Origin of the sequence: Leucobacter sp. MMO-125 (assembly GCF_037148395.1) — a bacterium.
Classification (GTDB): domain Bacteria; phylum Actinomycetota; class Actinomycetes; order Actinomycetales; family Microbacteriaceae; genus Leucobacter.
This window is the reverse complement of sequence record NZ_JBBCTL010000001.1, coordinates 41,836-60,500: the sequence shown is the minus strand read 5'-3', so window position 1 is coordinate 60,500 and position 18,665 is coordinate 41,836. Positions and strand designations below refer to the sequence as shown.

Annotated in this window: 18 protein-coding genes; 3 read left to right on the top strand and 15 right to left on the bottom strand. The window is 66.1% G+C overall.

The genetic code is table 11. From position 1 onward, the window contains the following. Window positions 1-47 precede the first annotated feature (47 nt). Window positions 48-695, bottom strand: a complete 648-nt coding sequence (locus WFI54_RS00260; protein ID WP_336650815.1) for a hypothetical protein — start codon at window positions 693-695, stop codon at window positions 48-50. 189 nt (window positions 696-884) lie between these two features. Between WFI54_RS00260 and WFI54_RS00255 the strand changes: the two genes are divergently transcribed. Continuing rightward, window positions 885-1,754, top strand: a complete 870-nt coding sequence (locus WFI54_RS00255; protein WP_336650814.1) for an acyl-CoA thioesterase — start codon at window positions 885-887, stop codon at window positions 1,752-1,754. A 140-nt stretch (window positions 1,755-1,894) separates the two neighbouring features. Here the strand turns inward: WFI54_RS00255 and WFI54_RS00250 are convergent, their stop codons facing one another. From WFI54_RS00250 to WFI54_RS00240, 3 genes are all read right to left on the bottom strand, one after another. Beyond that, complete coding sequence (locus WFI54_RS00250) at window positions 1,895-2,362, bottom strand: acyl-CoA thioesterase (protein ID WP_336650813.1); 468 nt, start codon at window positions 2,360-2,362, stop codon at window positions 1,895-1,897. A gap of 86 nt (window positions 2,363-2,448) precedes the next feature. Then, complete coding sequence (gene ettA, locus WFI54_RS00245) at window positions 2,449-4,131, bottom strand: energy-dependent translational throttle protein EttA (RefSeq protein ID WP_336650812.1); 1,683 nt, start codon at window positions 4,129-4,131, stop codon at window positions 2,449-2,451. 97 nt (window positions 4,132-4,228) lie between these two features. Continuing rightward, a complete protein-coding gene (locus WFI54_RS00240) occupies window positions 4,229-4,732 on the bottom strand; it encodes a DUF6993 domain-containing protein (protein ID WP_336650811.1) in 504 nt (167 codons plus the stop codon). A 254-nt stretch (window positions 4,733-4,986) separates the two neighbouring features. On the opposite strand from WFI54_RS00240, the gene ssb reads away from it, so the two are divergent. After that, the gene (gene ssb / locus WFI54_RS00235) at window positions 4,987-5,553 is read left to right on the top strand and encodes a single-stranded DNA-binding protein (protein ID WP_336650810.1); all 567 of its coding nucleotides are present in this window, start codon (window positions 4,987-4,989) and stop codon (window positions 5,551-5,553) included. 32 nt (window positions 5,554-5,585) lie between these two features. Here the strand turns inward: ssb and msrA are convergent, their stop codons facing one another. The 4 genes from msrA to WFI54_RS00215 all read right to left on the bottom strand — a co-directional run bounded on the left by msrA (window position 5,586) and on the right by WFI54_RS00215 (window position 11,658). Further along, a complete protein-coding gene (msrA, locus tag WFI54_RS00230; protein ID WP_336650809.1) occupies window positions 5,586-6,113 on the bottom strand; it encodes a peptide-methionine (S)-S-oxide reductase MsrA in 528 nt (175 codons plus the stop codon). After that, on the bottom strand, window positions 6,113-6,958 hold the full coding sequence (gene nadE / locus WFI54_RS00225) for an ammonia-dependent NAD(+) synthetase (RefSeq protein ID WP_336650808.1): 846 nt from the start codon (window positions 6,956-6,958) through the stop codon (window positions 6,113-6,115). Before nadE ends, msrA begins: the two co-directional genes overlap by 1 nt. Before the next feature lie 23 nt (window positions 6,959-6,981). Then, on the bottom strand, window positions 6,982-10,491 hold the full coding sequence (dnaE, locus tag WFI54_RS00220) for a DNA polymerase III subunit alpha (protein ID WP_442918465.1): 3,510 nt from the start codon (window positions 10,489-10,491) through the stop codon (window positions 6,982-6,984). A gap of 117 nt (window positions 10,492-10,608) precedes the next feature. Continuing rightward, window positions 10,609-11,658 (bottom strand): acyltransferase, encoded by a 1,050-nt coding sequence (locus WFI54_RS00215; RefSeq protein WP_336650806.1) that lies wholly within the window; start codon window positions 11,656-11,658, stop codon window positions 10,609-10,611. Window positions 11,659-11,821: 163 nt separating this feature from the next. Between WFI54_RS00215 and WFI54_RS00210 the strand changes: the two genes are divergently transcribed. After that, entirely contained in the window at window positions 11,822-13,345 is a 1,524-nt protein-coding gene (locus WFI54_RS00210) for a glycosyltransferase family 2 protein (RefSeq protein ID WP_336650805.1), read from the top strand. Between the two features lie 42 nt (window positions 13,346-13,387). On the opposite strand, the gene WFI54_RS00205 is transcribed toward WFI54_RS00210, so the two are convergent. The 7 genes from WFI54_RS00205 to ftsZ all read right to left on the bottom strand — a co-directional run bounded on the left by WFI54_RS00205 (window position 13,388) and on the right by ftsZ (window position 18,550). Beyond that, window positions 13,388-14,305 carry an RluA family pseudouridine synthase gene (locus WFI54_RS00205; RefSeq protein WP_336650804.1) on the bottom strand — a complete coding sequence of 306 codons (918 nt, stop codon included), beginning with the start codon at window positions 14,303-14,305 and terminating at the stop codon, window positions 13,388-13,390. Further along, the gene (lspA, locus tag WFI54_RS00200) at window positions 14,292-14,990 is read right to left on the bottom strand and encodes a signal peptidase II (protein ID WP_336650803.1); all 699 of its coding nucleotides are present in this window, start codon (window positions 14,988-14,990) and stop codon (window positions 14,292-14,294) included. Before lspA ends, WFI54_RS00205 begins: the two co-directional genes overlap by 14 nt. 8 nt (window positions 14,991-14,998) lie before the next feature. Continuing rightward, a complete protein-coding gene (locus WFI54_RS00195) occupies window positions 14,999-15,673 on the bottom strand; it encodes a DivIVA domain-containing protein (protein WP_336650802.1) in 675 nt (224 codons plus the stop codon). 86 nt (window positions 15,674-15,759) lie between these two features. Next, window positions 15,760-16,053: a YggT family protein gene (locus WFI54_RS00190; RefSeq protein WP_336650801.1), complete on the bottom strand. Its 294-nt coding sequence runs from the start codon at window positions 16,051-16,053 to the stop codon at window positions 15,760-15,762. A gap of 3 nt (window positions 16,054-16,056) precedes the next feature. Further along, a complete protein-coding gene (locus tag WFI54_RS00185) occupies window positions 16,057-16,560 on the bottom strand; it encodes a cell division protein SepF (protein WP_336650800.1) in 504 nt (167 codons plus the stop codon). Between the two features lie 32 nt (window positions 16,561-16,592). Continuing rightward, window positions 16,593-17,300, bottom strand: coding sequence for a YggS family pyridoxal phosphate-dependent enzyme (locus WFI54_RS00180; RefSeq protein WP_336650799.1), 708 nt, complete (start codon window positions 17,298-17,300; stop codon window positions 16,593-16,595). Between the two features lie 5 nt (window positions 17,301-17,305). Beyond that, a complete protein-coding gene (gene ftsZ / locus WFI54_RS00175) occupies window positions 17,306-18,550 on the bottom strand; it encodes a cell division protein FtsZ (protein ID WP_336650798.1) in 1,245 nt (414 codons plus the stop codon). Between the last annotated feature and the right edge of the window lie 115 nt (window positions 18,551-18,665).

Below are 18,665 nucleotides of genomic sequence, written 5' to 3'. Positions count from 1 at the left end.
CCGAGGATCGCTGTTTCTGCTGGGCGGCCGGCCCGCGTGCAGTAGCCTCAGCCGAGCAGCGAGCGCACCAGCACGTGACCGCGATCCGCTGTGAGCCGCGTCCACGTGAGCGAGCGCGAGATCCGCAGCCGATCCTCACCGCGCAAGAACCCCATCACCTCGGCCGCGAACGCCGCCGCCGCCGGGATGCCAGGTGCGATCTCTGCGCCCCACACAGAGGAGCGCACTCGCTGCACCACGGCCTCACCTGGGTCTTGCGGCAGCGCGGCCCCCACTCGAGCAATTCCTTCTTCGGCCACCGAGCGCAGCGAAGCCGCGTCGAGCACTCCCACGGCCTCCCAGCCGGTCGCGGGCGGCAGAACTCCGGCCCAAGCCGCCATCGCGGTGACATCGGGCACATCGAGCGCAAGGCCCACGATTCCGAGCCTCGCGATGCGATCGAGCAGCGCACGCGCCTGCACCGTTGCGTCGACGGGATCGGCCGGGGCCTCGGCAAGCGCGAAGGCACGCATCACGAGCACCACGGGCACCGGATCGGTGATGCCGCGGGGTGCCTGCGTGCAGCCGTACACCGCGAGTGCTTTTCCTCGGCTCGTGATCCGCACCTCTGCCTGCCCCGCACGCAGCAGTCTCTCGAGGTAGATCCGAAGGTCGTCGCGGCTCGCGTGATCCGCAAGCAAAAGAGTGTCACCCATCTCTTCCAGCCTAGCCGCCCACCGACGCTCGGGTGCATCATCCATCAACCGTCGATATGGGATCTGCCGTTGCTCTGGTCGCCCGCGCAACAGACGCCATATCATCGGCAGATTCCATATCGACGGCGAAGGACACCGAGACCGATAGGCTGGATCCGTTCTGCAACGGAGCCGCCGACAGGAGGAACCATGACCGCCTTCCCAGACCTGCTCACCATGCTGTCGGTGCTCGACTCAGGGGCACGCACGCGAGAGGACATCCTCACCGGCCCGGCCTTCCCCACCCCGCACGGCCGCTCCTTCGGCGGGCAGGTGCTCGGCCAGGCAATCGCCGCAGCCGGCACCACCGTCGCCGAGGATCGGCTGCTGCACTCCATGCACGGCTATTTCCTGCGCCCCGGGGCAAGCGAGGAGCGCATGACCTTCGAGGTGGCTCGGCTGCACGATGGCCGCTCCTTCTCAACGCGGCGCGTGCAGGCTTACCAGGACGGCGAAGTGCTGATGTCGATGATCTCCTCCTTCCAGGAGGAGGATCCGGGGCTCGAGCACCAAGAACCAGTGCACCTCGAGGGCCTGCCAGAACCCGAGTCACTGCCGAGCGTGTGGGAGAAGTACGGGCACCTGAGCGGCAGCGGCCGCGCATCGTGGATCCTGGGACGCCCCTTCGATTTCAGGTACCTCGAATCCGATGTCGTGCTCGATGTCGCCGAGCGGGTCAATCGCCAGCGAGTCTGGATGCGCAGCCGCGACTCATTCGACGCACCGCAGCTGCTGCAATGCGCCGCCCTCGCCTTCGCAAGCGACTATCTACTGCTCGAACCGATCGCCCGGCAGCACGGCATCCCCTGGGCCACGCCGGGCATGCGCGCCGCGAGCCTCGACCACGCCATGTGGTTCCACCGGCCGTTCCGGGTCGACGAATGGCTGCTGTACGAGCTCGACTCTCCGACCTCGCAGGGCGGTCGCGGGCTCGCGCACGGCAGGTTCTACGACCGCAACGGGCGGCTCGTGGCCAGCGTGTCGCAAGAAAGCATGATCCGCCTGCCCGAAGCCGGCTGACAGCGGCGGCAAGCCCCGCACGCAGCGGGCGGCGGGTGCGGCTGGTTCCGAGAGCTTTTCTGATTCAGTGAGCCCGGGTGCTTCGGCTGGCTCAGCGGGATTCGGCGGATCCCGCGAAACCCTTTAGTGGGCTCACACACTCAGCCGCGGCGCAGCTGCAGCGGCTCGTCAGTCCACGGCTCGACTGCGGCGCGTCCCTCCTCTGAGAGCCTGATGGGGCGCATGGTGGCGCCGTCGACGATCACCACCGTGGTGATAGCGCGGGCCACGATGCGGTGCTCGGCGGCGGCGCCGTCGAACACTTCGTAGTGGAGTTCGAGGCTCGACCCGCCGAGCTTCCCGATCCACAGTTCCACGATGATGGGGTGCGAGGTGTATTCGAGCACGGCGAGGAACTCGATCTGCTGACTGGCGACGAGCATCTTCGGCCCGCCGGGGGTGTCACCGCGGAAGTACCCTTCCATGCCCGTCTGCTCTCGCGCCGCCCCGGTGAAGAACACACGCACGCGCGCCTCCTCCAGGTAGCGGGCGTAGGCGACGTTGTTGATGTGACCGTAGGCATCCTGGTCGCCCCAGCGCAATTCGAGGTCGACGTGTGCGCGTGCCATGTGATCTCCTCTGTGAGACGCCGAGAGGCGGATTTCGCAGTCGACCCCGGGGTCGAAGGTGCGAAATCCGCCTCTCGAAGCGCCTGCTAGTCGCGGGTGAGCTTGCGGTAGGTGACGCGCGACGGCTTTGCGGCGTCGGCGCCGAGACGCTCGATCTTGTTTGCCTCGTATGCCTCGAAGTTGCCCTCGAACCAGTACCAGTTCGAAGGGTTCTCCTCAGTGCCCTCGTAGGCGAGGATGTGGGTCGCGATGCGGTCGAGGAACCAGCGATCGTGCGTGATCACCACCGCGCAGCCGGGGAATTCGAGCAGCGCGTTCTCGAGGCTCGTGAGCGTTTCGACGTCGAGGTCGTTCGTCGGCTCGTCGAGGAGCAGCAGGTTGCCGCCCTGCTTGAGCGTGAGCGCGAGGTTCAGACGGTTGCGCTCACCGCCCGACAGCACGCCCGAGGGCTTCTGCTGATCCGGTCCCTTGAAGCCGAAGGTCGAGACGTAGGCGCGCGACGGGATCTCGGTCTTGCCGACCTGGATGTAGTCGAGGCCATCGGAGACAACTTCCCACACGGTCTTCTTCGGGTCGATGCCGCCGCGGGTCTGATCGACGTAGCTGAGCTGCACGGTCTCGCCGATCTTCAGCTCGCCGCCGTCGAGCGGCTCGATGCCGACGATCGTCTTGAACAGCGTGGTTTTGCCGACGCCGTTCGGGCCGATGATGCCGACGATGCCGTTGCGCGGCAGCGAGAACGAGAGGCCGTCGATGAGCGTACGCCCATCGAAGCCCTTGTTCAGGTTCTTCGCTTCGAGCACGAGGTTGCCCAGGCGCGGGCCGGCGGGGATCTGAATCTCTTCGAAGTCGAGCTTGCGCGTGCGCTCGGCTTCAGCTGCCATTTCCTCGTATCGGGCGAGACGAGCCTTCGACTTCGCCTGGCGACCCTTGGTGTTCGAGCGCACCCACTCGAGTTCTTCTTTGAGGCGCTTCTGGAGCTTTTGATCTTTCTTGCCCTGCACTTCGAGGCGCGCGGCCTTCTGCTCGAGGTAGGTCGAGTAGTTGCCCTCGTAGGGGTAGAGGCGGCCGCGGTCGACCTCGCAGATCCACGTGGCGACGTGGTCGAGGAAGTAGCGATCGTGGGTGACGGCCATGACGGCGCCCGGGTATTTCGCGAGGTGCTGCTCGAGCCAGAGCACGCTCTCGGCGTCGAGGTGGTTCGTGGGCTCGTCGAGCAGCAGCAGGTCCGGCTTTTCGAGGAGGAGCTTGCAGAGCGCGACGCGGCGCTTCTCACCGCCCGAGAGGTTCTTGACGATCGCGTCGGAGGGCGGGCAGCGCAGCGCGTCCATCGCCTGTTCGAGCTGATTGTCGAGATCCCAGCCGTCGACGGCGTCGATGGCTTCCTGCAGCTCACCCATTTCGGGCAGCAGCTTGTCGTAGTCGGCGTCGGGGTTCGCCATCTCGGCGGAGATCTCGTTGAAGCGGTCGAGCTTGCCCTTGATGTCAGCGACGCCCTGCTGCACGTTTTCGAGCACGGTGAGGTCTTCGTCGAGCTCGGGCTCCTGCATGAGGATGCCCACGGAGTAGCCGGGGGTGAGGATGGCCTCGCCGTTCGAGGGGGTATCGAGCCCCGCCATGATCTTGAGGATCGTCGACTTGCCGGCGCCGTTGGGGCCGACGACACCGATCTTCGCGCCAGGCAGGAACGCCATGGTCACGTCGTCGAGGATCACCTTGTCGCCGTGCGCCTTGCGCGCGCGCACCATCTGGTAAATGTACTCAGCCATATGCTTTCTCGGGCGCGATGGCGCCCCGAACTCCTTGCGTCCTGAGGATGAAACGGATCGCCCCTACTCTACCCGTCACCCCCGACACAGTGGCCGTTTACCAGTCGATGGCTCGGGTGCTCCCGATGAGGCAGACATCCTGCGCGGGCCCGATGGCGGGCTTCGCTTCGGCGACAAAGCTGCGGTCCTCAGCGACCACCTGCCCGATCAGGCAGTCGGCTCCGATCCGCACCGAGACGAAGATGTTGTCGGCCGCGAGCCCGGTCTTCGACTCGTCGAAGCTCACCTGCATGGCAGCTTTGTCGAAGCCTGCTGCGGCGAGCGCGTCGACTACGGGCACGCCCTGCACCGGTTGCTGGCCTGTCGAGAAGGTGCGCAGCACCTCGGTGAAGTAGGGCAGATTGTCGGCAGCGCTGCCCTCTGGGAAGAAGACGGGTGGGGCTTCGGGCGTGGGCGGTTCGACGCGCTCGGGGGTTTCGGGCACCGGCCCTTCGAGCAGCGAGCAGCCCGTCAGCAGGCCGGCGGTCAGGGCGATCGCGGTGAGCACGGCTGCGGGTCGAGCCGAGGCCGAATAAGCAGAAAGATGCAGTGGGAGGGGCACCAGTGCAGTCTATTGCGGATCGGCCCGCGCAAGCGCAGGCCCGTTTTCACACTTCGCTCACAAGGCAGCAGATTTCGTGAGTTCGGGCGGTTTGTCCACAGATCCCGTGATGGACCCCCGCGGGTCGCAGCGGTGGAGCAGGCTGGAACACGAGCAGGCGGATCGGACCCGCACGATCCGGTTCGTCTACTCCCCCCATGACCCTCGGCAGGGCACCGCGCCAGGTGGCCTGCCTGTCTCGAACGGAGTTTCACATGTCCACTCACGTCAGCGTCGTCGGCACGATTGCCACTGCGCCTCGGCTCATCACCACATCTGCGGGCGTCGTCTTCTGCACCTTCCGCATCGCGAGCAACGAACGGCGTTTCGACCGCGAGCAGAACCAGTGGGTCGACGGCGAGACGAACTGGTTCACCGTCAACGCGTTTCGATCGCTCGCCGAAAACGCAGATCGTTCCTTCCGCAAGGGCGACCGCGTGCTCGTCAACGGGCGATTGCGCATCCGCTCGTGGAGCAAAGATCAGAAGTCAGGCACCTCAGTCGAGATCGAGGCTGACGGCCTCGGGCACGACCTGCGCTGGGGCACCTCGCGCTTCGAGAAGCAGAGCCGCTCGGGCGAGACGCCCACCTCACCGACCGCGGCATCGAGCGACTTCGACGCTCCCCCGCCCGATCACCTCGCCGGCGCTGATGCGCACGGCGAACCGTTCGAGGATCCCGGTGCGCCCGTCGACCCTGGGCCGCTCACGCCGGGGTCAGACTCCGCGGAGCCCACCGAATCCATCCTCGGTGACGGATTCATGCCACCGCTCGCGGCTTGAGCCCGGGCCCGGGGCGACCCATCAGGTATGTGTCAGCGCAGGTACTCCGCGAAGCCTGCCCGCACCTTGTTGACCTTGGGCACCGCTACCGCGAGGCAGTATCCCTGGGTGGGGTTCTTCGCGAAGAAGTCCTGGTGGTACTCCTCTGCGGGAATAACTTCGCCGAGCGGCTCGATGGTGGTAACGATTTCGCCGGGCCAGAGCGCGGCGGCGCGGCGGCGGGCGTCCTCGAACAGCGCCCGCTGCTCGTCGTCGGCGGGAAACATCGCCGAGCGGTACTGCGTGCCGACGTCGGCACCCTGGCGGTTCAACTGGGTGGGGTCGTGCATCGTGAAGAACGCATCGAGAATCACCTCGGCAGGGATCACACTCTCGTCGAAGGTCACGGCGACGGCTTCAGCGTGGCCGGTGGTGCCAGTGCACACCTGCTCGTACGTTGGGTGCGCGGTCGAGCCGCCGGTGTAGCACGACACCACCTCGGTGACACCACGCAGCGCGCGATAGGCCGCGTCGAGGCACCAGAAGCAGCCTCCAGCCAGAACGAAGGTCGTGGTGCTCATCAGTCCGCACTCCTCTCGGTGGCGTTCCACCAGCTGTGCTGCGGCGCCACCGGGAGCCGCCGCTTGTGCTCGGTGCCGCGATAGCGGCGTTCCAGGTTCTCGGCAACCCGCGACGGCACCTCTTCGCCGCGCAGGTAGGCATCGATCTCGGGATAGCTCACGCCGAGACTCGACTCGTCCGACTGACCGGGCACCTCGTCGAGCAGGTCGGCGGTCGGCACTTTCTGCCAGAGCCGATCCGGGGCTCCGAGCAACTGCAGCATCGCGGCCCCCTGCCCCTTGGTGAGCCCCGTGAGCGGCACCACATCGGCCGCGCCATCGCCGAACTTCGTGAAGAACCCCGTGATGGCCTCTGCGGCGTGATCGGTGCCGATCACCAACAAGCCCCGGTCACCGGCGATCGCGTACTGCGCAACCATACGCATCCGCGCCTTCACATTGCCCTTCGTGAAGTCGCTGACCTCACTGCCTGCGCCCGCAGACACCGCGGATGTCAGCCCGTCGACGCCCGGGGCAATATCGACGGCGATGGCGCGGTCGGGCCTGATGAACTGCAGCGCGAGCTGCGCGTCGTCTTCATCTCGCTGCACACCGTAGGGCAGGCGCACCGCGATGAACTCTGCCTCGCGTCCTTCCGAGCGCAGACGCTCAACGGCGAGCTGCGCGAGGCGACCCGCGAGCGATGAGTCCTGCCCGCCTGATATCCCCAGCACGAAACCCCGGCAGCCGGGCACCGCACGGGCGTAATCGGCGAGGAACGCAACGCGGCGCTCGATCTCTGCCGTCGCATCGATCTCGGCCGCAACCCCGAGTTCACGAATGATCCGCTGCTGCATCTCGCTCATGCCCCCACCCTACTCCGCGGGTGTTACGAGACGACTTCCTCCACAGGCAAGAGGCAGCGCGGGCCGAGCAACCCCTTCAGCTCACCGAAGAGGTCGGAGGTGATCCGCACCTGCTCGCGCAGTTCGAACACCCGCACCGCGTGGGGCGTGATCAAGCTGAGTCGCACCTCGCTCTCCCCGGGGTGCCGCTTCAGGGTCGACTTCAGCTCCTCCATCAGCGGTTCGGTCGCGCGCGACTCCGAGAGGGTGAGTGCGAGCGACGTCGCATCTTCCTGCACACCGGCGTCGATCGGCTTCACACCGTAGGCGTGCATAGACATGCCATCGTCGCGGGCGTTCAGTTTGCCGCGCAGCGCCACGATGCTGTCCGGCTGCAGCATACTGCCGAACTCCTGATACGACTTACCCATGAAGAGGGCCTGCACCTCGCCGGTGAAGTCTTCGATGGTGACCATGCCATAGAGGTTGCCCGATTTGGCGGTGCGGTGCTGCACGCTCGTGAGAAGACCGGCAACCGTGACGATCTCGCCGTCGTAGGTAGAGGTGTTCTCGGGGTTGGTGATCTGCTGCACCGTCACACTCGCCTCCTTGGCGAGGGCGACATCGAGGCCGCGCAGCGGGTGATCGGAGACGTAAAGACCGAGCATTTCGCGCTCGAATGAGAGTTTGTCTTTCTTCGTCCATTCGGGCCTGTCGGGCACCTGCGATGCGGCTTCGGCCGCGTCACCCGAGGCTTCGGCAGCCTCGGCGAAGAGGCTGTCGAAGTCGAAGCCTACGTTGCCGTTCTCCGCGTCGCGCTTTTCTTTCACGGCGCTCTCGATGGACGGTTCGTGAATCTCGACGAGCGCCCGGCGCGTGCCCCCAAGCCCGTCGAATGCGCCCGCTTTGATGAGCGACTCGACGGTGCGCTTGTTCAGCACCGAAAGTGGCACCTTCTTCAAGAAGTCGTGGAAGCTCTCGAAGCGACCCTTCTGCTCGCGCGCCTCGCGAATCCCCTCCACCACGTGCGTGCCGACGTTGCGGATCGCGCCGAGGCCGAAGCGGATATCCTCACCGACCGCCGAGAAGTTGGCGAATGATTCGTTCACGGCGGGCGGCAGCACCTTGATACCCATGCGGCGGCACTCGTTGAGGTAGATGGCGAGCTTGTCTTTCGAGTCGCCCACGCTGGTGAGCAGCGCGGCCATGTACTCACCGGGGTAGTGCTCTTTCAGGTAGGCGGTCCAGTAACTCACCACACCGTAGGCGGCGGAGTGCGCCTTGTTGAAAGCGTAGTCGGAGAACGGCAGCAGGATGTCCCACAGCGCCTTCACGGCGGCGTCGGAGAAGCCGCGCTCCTTCATACCGCCGGAGAATCCCGCATACTGCTTGTCGAGCTCTGACTTCTTCTTCTTGCCCATCGCACGCCGCAGAATGTCGGCTTGGCCGAGCGAGAACCCTGCGACCCGCTGCGCGATCGACATCACCTGCTCCTGGTAGATGATGAGGCCGTATGTGGTGTCGAGGATGTCTTTCAGCGGCTCTTCGAGCTCGGGGTGGATGGGCGTGATCGGCTGCAGCCCGTTTTTGCGCAGCGCGTAGTTGGTGTGCGAGTCGGCGCCCATGGGGCCCGGTCGGTAGAGCGCGAGGACTGCGGAGATGTCTTCGAAGTTGTCGGGCTTCATGAGGCGCAGCAGGCCTCGCATCGGGCCGCCGTCGAGCTGGAAGACGCCGAGGGTGTCGCCGCGGGCGAGCAGTTCGTAGGAGGCGGGGTCGTCGAGTTCGAGCCGTTCGAGGTCGAGTTCTTCGCCGCGGTTGAGCCTGATGTTTTCCAGGGCGTCAGAGATGATGGTGAGGTTGCGCAACCCCAGGAAGTCCATCTTGATGAGGCCAAGACCCTCGCAGGTCGGGTAGTCGAACTGCGTGACGATCTGGCCATCCTGCTCGCGCTTCTGCAGCGGGATAATGTCGATCAGCGGATCGCTCGACATGATCACACCGGCGGCGTGCACACCCCACTGACGCTTCAGCCCTTCGAGCCCGAGCGCGGTCTCGTAGACCTTCTTCGCGTCGGGATCTTCCTGCAGCACGGAACGGAACTCCGCTGCCTCTTTATAGCGGGGGTGGTCAGGATCCGTGATGCCCGAGAGCGGAATGTCTTTCGCCATCACGGCGGGAGGCATGGCCTTCGTGAGTTTTTCACCCATGCCGAAAGGGAAGCCGAGTACGCGCGAGGCGTCTTTCAGCGCCTGCTTTGATTTGATGGTGCCGTAGGTGACGATCTGCGCCACGCGTTCGTCGCCGTACTTCTCGGTGACGTACTTGATGACCTCACCGCGACGGCGATCATCGAAGTCGACGTCGAAGTCGGGCATGGAGACGCGGTCGGGGTTGAGGAAGCGCTCGAAGATGAGGCCGTGCTGCAGCGGATCGAGGTCGGTGATCCTCATCGCGTAGGCGACCATGGAGCCCGCACCGGAGCCTCGGCCGGGGCCCACACGGATGCCATTGTCTTTGGACCAGTTGATGAAGTCGGCGACCACGAGGAAGTAGCCGGGGAAGCCCATCTGGGTGATGACGCCGATCTCATATTCGGCCTGCTTGCGCACTTCATCGGGGATGCCGTTCGGGTATCGGTAGTGCAGGCCGCGTTCGACCTCCTTCACGAACCAACTGTCCTCGGTCTCGCCGTCGGGCACCGGGTACCGGGGCATGTAGTTGGCCGAGGTATTGAACTCGACACTGCAGCGCTCGGCGATGAGCAGCGTGTTGTCGCAGGCTTCCGGGTAGTCGCGGAAAATGTGCCGCATCTCTGCGGCGCTCTTCAGGTAGTAGCCGGAGCCGTTGAACTGGAACCGGTTGGGGTCGTCAAGCCGCGAGCCTGACTGCACGCACAGCAGCGCCGAGTGCGCTTCGGCGTCGGCCTCGTGCACGTAGTGCAGGTCGTTCGTGGCGACAAGCGGAATCTTCAGGTCGCGGGCGATCTTGATGAGGTCAGACTGTACCTGGCGCTCGATATCGAGGCCGTGATCCATGAGCTCGCAGAAGAAGTTCTCTTTGCCGAAGATGTCCTGGAACTCGGCGGCGGCCTTCACGGCTTCGTCGTACTGGCCGAGGCGGAGACGAGTCTGCACCTCACCCGAGGGGCACCCCGTCGTGGTGATGAGCCCCTTGCCATAGGTCTGCAGCAGCTCCCTATCCATACGGGGCTTGAAGTAGTAGCCCTCCATCGATGCCAGCGACGACAATCGGAAGAGGTTGTGCATGCCCTCCGTGGATTCGGAGAGCATCGTCATGTGGGTGTACGCGCCGGCACCCGAGACGTCATCGCCCGCGCCGTCGCCCCAGCGCACACGGGTGCGATCGGAACGATGAGTGCCCGGCGTGAGGTAGGCCTCGATGCCAATGATCGGGTTGATTCCGCGATCCTTCGCCTGCTTCCAGAAATCGAAGGCGCCGAAGGTATTGCCGTGATCGGTGACCGCGATCGCGGGCATGCCCTGCGCGAGAGCAGCGTCCATCAACGGCCCGACGCGAGCCGCGCCATCGAGCATGGAGTACTCGCTGTGCACGTGCAGGTGTACGAAACCGTCCTTCTCAGACACCGATGGAGCCCCTTTCGCCGATTCTTCCAGGGTACCCCGCACCGCCGGCCTGTAGCACCGCGGCCGCTATGCCAGGTAGCGCCCGGCCCGCGGGATCCGCCGCAGCAGTGCCGCCACAGCAAGGCTGGGAATGAGCACGAGCACGGCGAGTACCGGCACCGACAGCAGCGGCGGCGCGAGCTCCGTGGTGAGGCCGAGCTCTCGATAGAGCCGTTGAAACAGCGGGTGCACGAGGTAGATGCCGAGCGAGTTCGCGGCGAGCACCGCCGCGAGGCGTGGCATTGCTCCCCCGGCTTCACCCCAATGTGCCCGCGCGAGGCAGAAGATGGCCACCGAGACAAGCCCGACACCGGGAGTGAGGAAGCCGAAAAAGGCCTCGTCCGATCCGCCTTCGGCCCGCGACACGAGTGAGGTGCCTACTCCGGTGGCGAGCAGCCCGAGCGCGCCGGCCATGGCGATCCACCCCAGCTGGGCGCGCCGTAGCTCGACACGGCTCAGCAAGTACCCGAGCACGAAGTAGACCGAGTATCCGAGCACGAGCTCGACGCGCACCGTGCCGAGCACTTCGCTGAGCACCTCCCCCGCCACTGGCAGCCGTTCGAGCATCGGAAACACGAAGGTGAACGCCCCTGCGAGTGCCACGAAGTACCACGCCGTCGTGGTCTCACGCACGATCGCGCGCAGCAGCGGCAGCACCATGTAGAGGCCCGTCAAGGCGAGCAGGAACCACAGGTGGAAGTGACCGGTGAAGAATCGTCGCAACAGTTCGGCGGGGTCGCCGCTGCCGCCAGGCCCGTACACTTCAACGATGGCGTACAGCAGTGACCAGCTTGCGAACGCGACGAGCAGGCGTGGAATGCGCCGCCGCCACAGGCTGCGCAGGGTCAGGGGGCGGGCCGGGTCGAGCAGCAGGGCTCCCGAGATCATGAAGAATACGGGCACGCAGAAGCGCAGCGCACTGTTGATCCAGGCGAGTGTCTCCCAGCGGGCGCCCTGCGGTGGCAGCTCGTGCCATTCGGTGATGGCTGCGTGCAGGGCTACGACCGCCACGATAGCGAAGGCCCGCAGCATTTCGAGGTAGCGGATGCGCCCGGATCCGTCGTTCGCGCCTCTCATCCGCCCCATGTTAGCGGGCGCGGATCGGCGGCCAGAACGAGCACGACGGCGAGCGTGCCGCTGCCCGAGCCTGCCGCACCCAGCGCTCCGCTGGGTGCGGGCGATACAGTGACTAGCGGCGCGCCTCACGGCGCATACCCGAGGCTGAACAAGGAGAGCTGCCGTGACCGATTCCATCCCGCTGGTGAGCGTTGTGATGCCTGTGTACAACTCCATGCCCTATCTCACCGCGACCCTGGAATCGGTGCTGGCACAGGACGTCGCTGGTCTTGAGGTGATCGCGGTCGATGACGGATCCAATGACGGCTCGGGCGAAGAACTCGATTGTTTCGCGGCGCGCGACGACCGTCTCACGGTGATCCACCAGCCGAACAGCGGCTGGCCGGGAGCACCCCGCAACCGCGGCATCGAGCGCGCCACCGGCGAGTTCGTGTTCTTCATGGATTCTGACGACACGCTCGCCCCGCATGCGCTGAGCGCAATGGTCGAGATGGCCCAAACGCGAAACGCAGAGGTGGTGATCCCGCGCATGCAGGGTGTAGCGGGGCGGGGCGTGCAGCAGCTCTTCCAGCTCCACCCGCACGGGCCCATCAGCATCGCGCGCGCGATGGAGACGCTGTCACCGCAGAAGCTGTTTCGACGCGATCTCATCGAGCGCGACGGTCTGCGCTTCCCTGAAGAACACGTGCGCCTCGAAGACGGCATCTTCGTCACCCGGGCGTACGTGCTCGCGCGTGAGATCGCGTTCTGCGGGCGCAAACCGCTCTACTTCATCGCGCTGCGCGACGACGGCGGCAATATCTCCGCGCAAGGCATCGACCCGGAGAACTATGTGTCCTCCTGCCGCCGTATCGCCCGCATCCTGCTCGACGGCGTACCCGACCGCAAGCAGGCCGATCAGCTCGTGCTCCAGTTCTTCGGCCGCAAGGGGCTGCGTTTCTACGCTCCGAAGCGGTGGCTGCGCATGGACGATGCCCGAAAACGCGAATGGGTGGAGCTGCATCGGCAGTTTCTCGAGGAGTTCGTGCCTACCGAGGTTGAGGCGCGCACCTCACACCCCACCGATCTTCTGAAGACCCGTCTCATCCGGGCGGGCGACGTGGCCGGTCTGGATCGGCTGATCAGCGCAGCTGCAGCGTTGGAGCACGACTCCCGCGTGAGCAAGCTGGTGCCGCTCTCGCGCGCCGCCGAGCTGACTGTGACGATCACCCCGGCAGAGCCACGGCCCGAGGGCGGATCTTGGCTCGCGGATGCTCGGATTGCTGACTGGCGGCTGCGCGCAGCGGATCGTCTGCACCGGCTGCTGCGCCCGGCGATGGGGTCGCGTCTGGTGCGTGGCGCCAGTCGGCGTGTTGCGGATCTTGTCGTGTCGGGCGCTCCGAGGGTGCAGCTGTTGATTTCCGGTCGTAAGGCCGGGCGACGGGTGTCGGTTCCCGGCCGGATCGCGAGTTACGACGCCGCGGGGGCGCTGCGCTACCGCTTCGTGCTGCCCGAAGATCTGCTGCAGCGCTTCGGCAAGGACCGCGTGGATCTGTGGACCGTGGCCGAGGTCGACGGTCTGAGCGGTGGCTCTGCGCGCGTGTCGGCAGGGGTGGTGCGGAAATCGGGCACCAAGATCGCTCCGGGGGTCGAGGTGTACGCGACCACGCAGGGCAACGCGACGATCCGCAGGATCGCCCGCTCCTAGAAGCTGCGCCGATCGTGCTCGTGGCAGTCGTGCTCGTGGCGGCTACGCCGCGAGCACGTCGAGCGCGTGCTGCAGGTCTGCGGGGTAGCTGCTTTCGAACAGCACCGCTTCGCCGCTACCGGGGTGACGAAAGCCGAGCCGCATCGCGTGCAGCCACTGCCGGGTGAGGCCGAGCCGCTCGGACAGGGTCGGGTCGGCTCCGTACATGCCGTCGCCAACGCAGGGGTGCCGCTGCGCGGCCATGTGCACGCGGATCTGGTGCGTGCGGCCGGTTTCGAGCTCGATTTCGAGCAGGGTTGCGTAGGGGAAGGCTTCGAGGGTTTCGTAGTGCGTCACCGAGGGCTTGCCGTCTCGGGTGACTGCGAACTTCCACTCGTGTCCCGGGTGCCGACCAATAGGGCCCTCGATGGTGCCTGAGAAGGGGTCGGGGTGGCCCTGCACAACGGCGTGGTAGATCTTGTCGACCTCGCGTTCTTTGAAGGCGCGTTTAAGCTCGCTATAGGCTCGCTCGCTCTTCGCCACGACCATGAGGCCGCTCGTGCCTGCGTCGAGGCGGTGCACGATGCCCTGGCGTTCAGCCGGCCCAGAGGTCGCGATGCGGTAGCCCGCGCCCGCGAGGGCACCGAGCACGGTGGGGCCTTCCCAACCGAGCGAGGGATGGGCGGCAACCCCTGCTGGCTTGTCGATGACGACGATATCGTCGTCATCGTGCACGATGCCGAGCTCGGGCAGGTGCACGGGCACCACCTCGGGGCCGCGCTTTTCCTGCCAGGAGACTTCGAGCCAGCCACCGGCGGCGAGTCGGTCGGATTTGCCGAGCTGCCGACCGTCGAGGGCGACGCCGCCGCTCTGGGCGACCTCGGCCGCGAAGCTTCGTGAGAACCCGAGCATCTTCGCGAGGGCGGCATCGACGCGTTCCCCTGCGAGCCCATCGGGCACGGGCAGGCTACGCTGTTCCATCGTCGCGGCCCTCTCGTGGTTCGCGCTGCCCGGTATCGTCGCTGCGGGGTTCAGCGGCGTCAGCTGCGGGATCGGCTGCGGTCGCGTCGTCGCTCTGACCGTGTGCATCGGTGTCGCGATCCGTGCCTCGCCGCACTCGGGGCGAGCCGTCGATCGGCAGTCCCAGCAGGCTGATCACCACGAACAGCAGCATGCTGCTGACAATCGCGATGTCGGCAATGTTGTAGATGGCGGGGTTGAAACCGAGCCACATCCACGGCGTGAGGATGAAGTCGATGACGTGCCCCTCGGGAAACCCTGGCTCGCGGGTGAGGCGATCCGTGAGGTTTCCGAGCACACCGCCGAGCAGCAGGCCAAGGAAGATCCCCCAGGAGAGGGAGCGCAGGCGGCGCAGCTGCCACAGGATCACGACGACGACCACGGTTGCGAGGATCGTGAAGATCCACGTCGAACCGCTCGCCATCGAGAAGGCAGCACCGGGGTTCCGCACGAAGTGCCACTGCAGGAACTCCCCGAGCACGGGCACGGTGCGCCCCTCGGGGAGATGTTCGACGACCCAGTTCTTAGCGAGCTGGTCTACGGCGAACACGACGATCGCGACGCCGAGCAGGAGCACGGGCACCAGTCGGCGTCGCGATGACGAAGGTGTGACGGCATTCGCCGTCACCTTGGAGGCGTCGTTCACGCTCCCTGCTACTGCAGACCGTCAGGCGCACCTGCGGGCTCGGGCGAGCCGTCGAGGCCGCGCAGCTGCGACTGGATGTAGGAGCGCAGCGTGGAGCGGTACTCCGACTCGAACTGGCGCAGCTCCTTGATCTTGAACTGCAGGTCGCCGCGCTCTTCGCCGAGCACGCGCAGCTCTTCGGCGCGCTGCTTCTGCGCTTCTTCGACGAGGTGCTTTGCGGTGCGCTCGGCGTCTTCGATCATCTGGTCGCGCTTCTGCTCGGCCTCGCTGATGAGGCGGTCGCGGGTGCTCTCACCCTCCTGCACGTGCTTGTCGTGCAGTTCGAGCGCGAGCTGCAGCATCGCACTCGACTTGACGGCGTCTGGCTGCGCGTTTGTGGCGGGAGCGGGCGTCTCGACCACGGGTGCCGGTGCCGCAGCGGGCTTGGGCGCGTCAACCACGATCGTCTGCTCGGAGGCATCGGTCGAGTCGTCGGAGTCGCTGCCCTCGTGAGCTTCGCACTCGGCGAGTTTCGTGGTGAGCTCTTCGATCCGGGCGTTCAGCTCGGCCTTCTCCTGCTCGTGCTGACGCAGCTCCTCGACGATGGTGTCGAGGAAATCGTCGACCTGATCGAGATCGTATCCGTCGCGGAACTTGGTGATCGTGAACTTCTGGTTCACGACATCTTCAGGAGTCAGGGCCATCGTCTACGTCTCTTTCGGTTCGGGACCACTTGCGTGGTTATGGAACAACGCTAGCAAATAATGTCCGGTTCGCGCACGAAGCGGCGCTACCAACCCGGGATGATGGCCAGGAGAATCCAGCACGACAGCAGTGTCAGCATCCAGCCCAGGTCGAGGGCGATCTGCCCGAGGCGGATCGGCGGCAGCAGCCTGCGGAACATCCTGATGGGCGGATCGGTGACCGTGTACACCAGTTCGACGAGCACTGCGAACACGCCGCGAGGGCGGAAATTGCGGTTGAGCACCACAATCCAGTCGAGCACGAAACGCGCCCAGAGCACGAAGATGTAGATGCGGAGCGCTACTTTGAGCACCGACCCGATCGCGAAGACGACCTCCACCGCTTACGCCGAGGGGGCCACGAAGAACGAGCCGCTGTCATGCTGACGCGAGTCGTCGCTGCCCACCTCGATGTGCTCGGGTGAGAGCAGGAACACCTTGCTGGTGACGCGCTCAATGCGCCCGTGCAGGCCCATGGTGAGCCCACTGGTGAAGTCGATGAGACGCTTCGCGTCGGCCTCATTCATTCGGGAGAGGTTGATGATGACGGGCAGGCCCTCGCGGAAGTTCTCAGCGATGACCTTCGCGTCCTTGTACTCGGTGGGGTGCACCGTGAGGATCTCGTTCATCGGCTGCTGCGCCGGCTGCTTGGTGGGGGTGACCCGACGCAGCGGCGTCACGGAGGCGCGCTGGGGTGCGGGCCGAGCCGGTTCCGGCTTCGCAGCTGCCGGCGACTCCTTCGCGCTCGCGCGGGGAGCCGCAGCCTGCTGCGACGCGGCGTGCTGCTCTTCGAGGTCCTCCTCGGCGAGGCCCAGGAACACCATGGTCTTCTTCAGCGGGTTGCTCATCATTTCTCCCAACGCGGTGCGGTGCTTCGAGGCTACCTGGGGTCCGGGCGTTTTCCGGTGATTGCGCTGCCGATTCGCAGGTGTGTCGCCCCGGCGTCGATCGCCTCGCGGTAGTCGTGCGTCATGCCTGCCGAGATGGCTGTCGCCTCCGGCGCGAGCAATCGCAGTCGTTCTGAGTATTTGCGCAGCCGCGCGAAGGCGGAGGCTGGCGCTTCTTCTTCCGGCAGCGGCGCGACGGCCATGATGCCTCTCAGGCGCAGTGTCGGAGTGTCGAGCACGCGCTCGGCGATGCGTTCGAGCTCCTCGGGCGCTGCCCCGCCGCGACCTGGGTCGTCGGTGAGGTTGACCTGCACGAAGGCTTCGATGGGCTGCGGTGCCTCGACCGTGGCGAGCGCATCGACGAGCCGTTCGCGGTCGATGGAGTGGATCGCGTTCGCGTAGCGGGCGGCCTGCCTGGCCTTCTTCGTCTGCAACTGACCGATGAAGTGCCAGCGGAGGCCGAGTTCGGCAAGCTCGTCGGCCTTCGCCTGCGCCTCTTGGTGGCGGTTCTCACCGACATCGCGCACGCCCAGTTGCGCGAGTGCTGCGACGAGAGAGGCGGGGTGGAACTTCGTCACGACGATGAGCGTGACCTCGTCAGCTTCGCGGGAGGCGGATCGGCAGGCATCTGCGATCCCCTCCCGCACCGAGGCCAGCCGCTCGTCGAGCCCGGGATACGCTGCGAAGTCGACGTCGACCACGCCGGTTACCTCAGGAACTCGGGGATGTCGAGGTCGTCGTCATCATCGCCGTCGAAGGCGGGGTCGGGCAGCTGGGCTTCGACGGGCGGGTTCGACAGCACCTCGCCGAACTGACCCGTGGGCGGGTTCTGCGGCTCGGCAGCGCGCTCCCCTGCGGCATTGAAGCCCTTGAAGCCGAGGCCAGTGGCTTCGCCGTTGGCGACGGCGGCAGCGGTTCCGCTGACGGGGGCGGGCACGTCGTTGATGCTCTCGATGTGGCTGCCTCGACGACCGCGCAGCTCTGAGGACTGCACCTGGGGCGAGGGCTCGGCGTCGAAGCCGGCCGCGATCACGGTGACGCGCACTTCGTCGCCGAGGGTGTCGTCGATGACCGTGCCGAAGATGATATTGGCTTCGGGGTGCACGACATCCTGCACGAGGGTGGAGGCCTCGTAGATTTCGCTGAGGGCGAGGTTCGACGAGCCCTGGATCGAGAGCAGCACACCGTGGGCGCCCTCGACAGAGGCTTCAAGCAGCGGCGAGGCTACGGCGAGTTCGGCGGCCTTGATGGCGCGATCGGCGCCGCGGGCGGATCCGATGCCCATAAGCGCTGCGCCGGCTCCCTGCATCACCGATTTGACGTCGGCGAAGTCGAGGTTGATGAGACCGGGCGTGGTGATGAGGTCGGTGATCCCGGAGACACCCGCGAGCAGCACCTGGTCGGCTGCCGCGAAAGCTTCGATCATGCTGATGCCGGGCTCGCTGATGTCGAGCAGGCGGTCGTTGGGCACCACGATCAGGGTGTCGACGGCCTCACGCAGGGTGTGCACGCCGGCGTCGGCCTGCGCCGCACGGCGCTTGCCTTCGAAGCTGAAGGGGCGGGTGACCACGCCAATAGTGAGGGCGCCGATCGACTTTGCGATCCGCGCTACGACCGGGGCTGCCCCGGTGCCGGTGCCGCCGCCCTCGCCAGCGGTGACGAAGACCATGTCGGCACCGGCGAGCGCTTCCTCGATCTCCTCTGCGTGGTCTTCCGCTGCGCGTCGACCCACCTCGGGGTCGGCGCCGGCGCCGAGGCCGCGGGTGAGCTCGCGGCCGATGTCGAGCTTGACGTCGGCATCGCTGAGCAGCAGCGCCTGAGCGTCGGTGTTGACAGCGATGAACTCGACGCCGCGCAGGCCGAGCTCGATCATGCGGTTGACGGCATTGACGCCGCCGCCGCCGACACCGACGACCTTGATCACGGCGAGGTAGTTCTGGTTGCCTGACACGAGGATCCCCTCCAACCTTCAACCTCTAGCTGAAGTTAAAAGTTAGTATTGGCGTATACATTTACTGCGCACAACCGTATGGGGCGCAGCGCTCTCCGCGTCGCAGACACGCCGC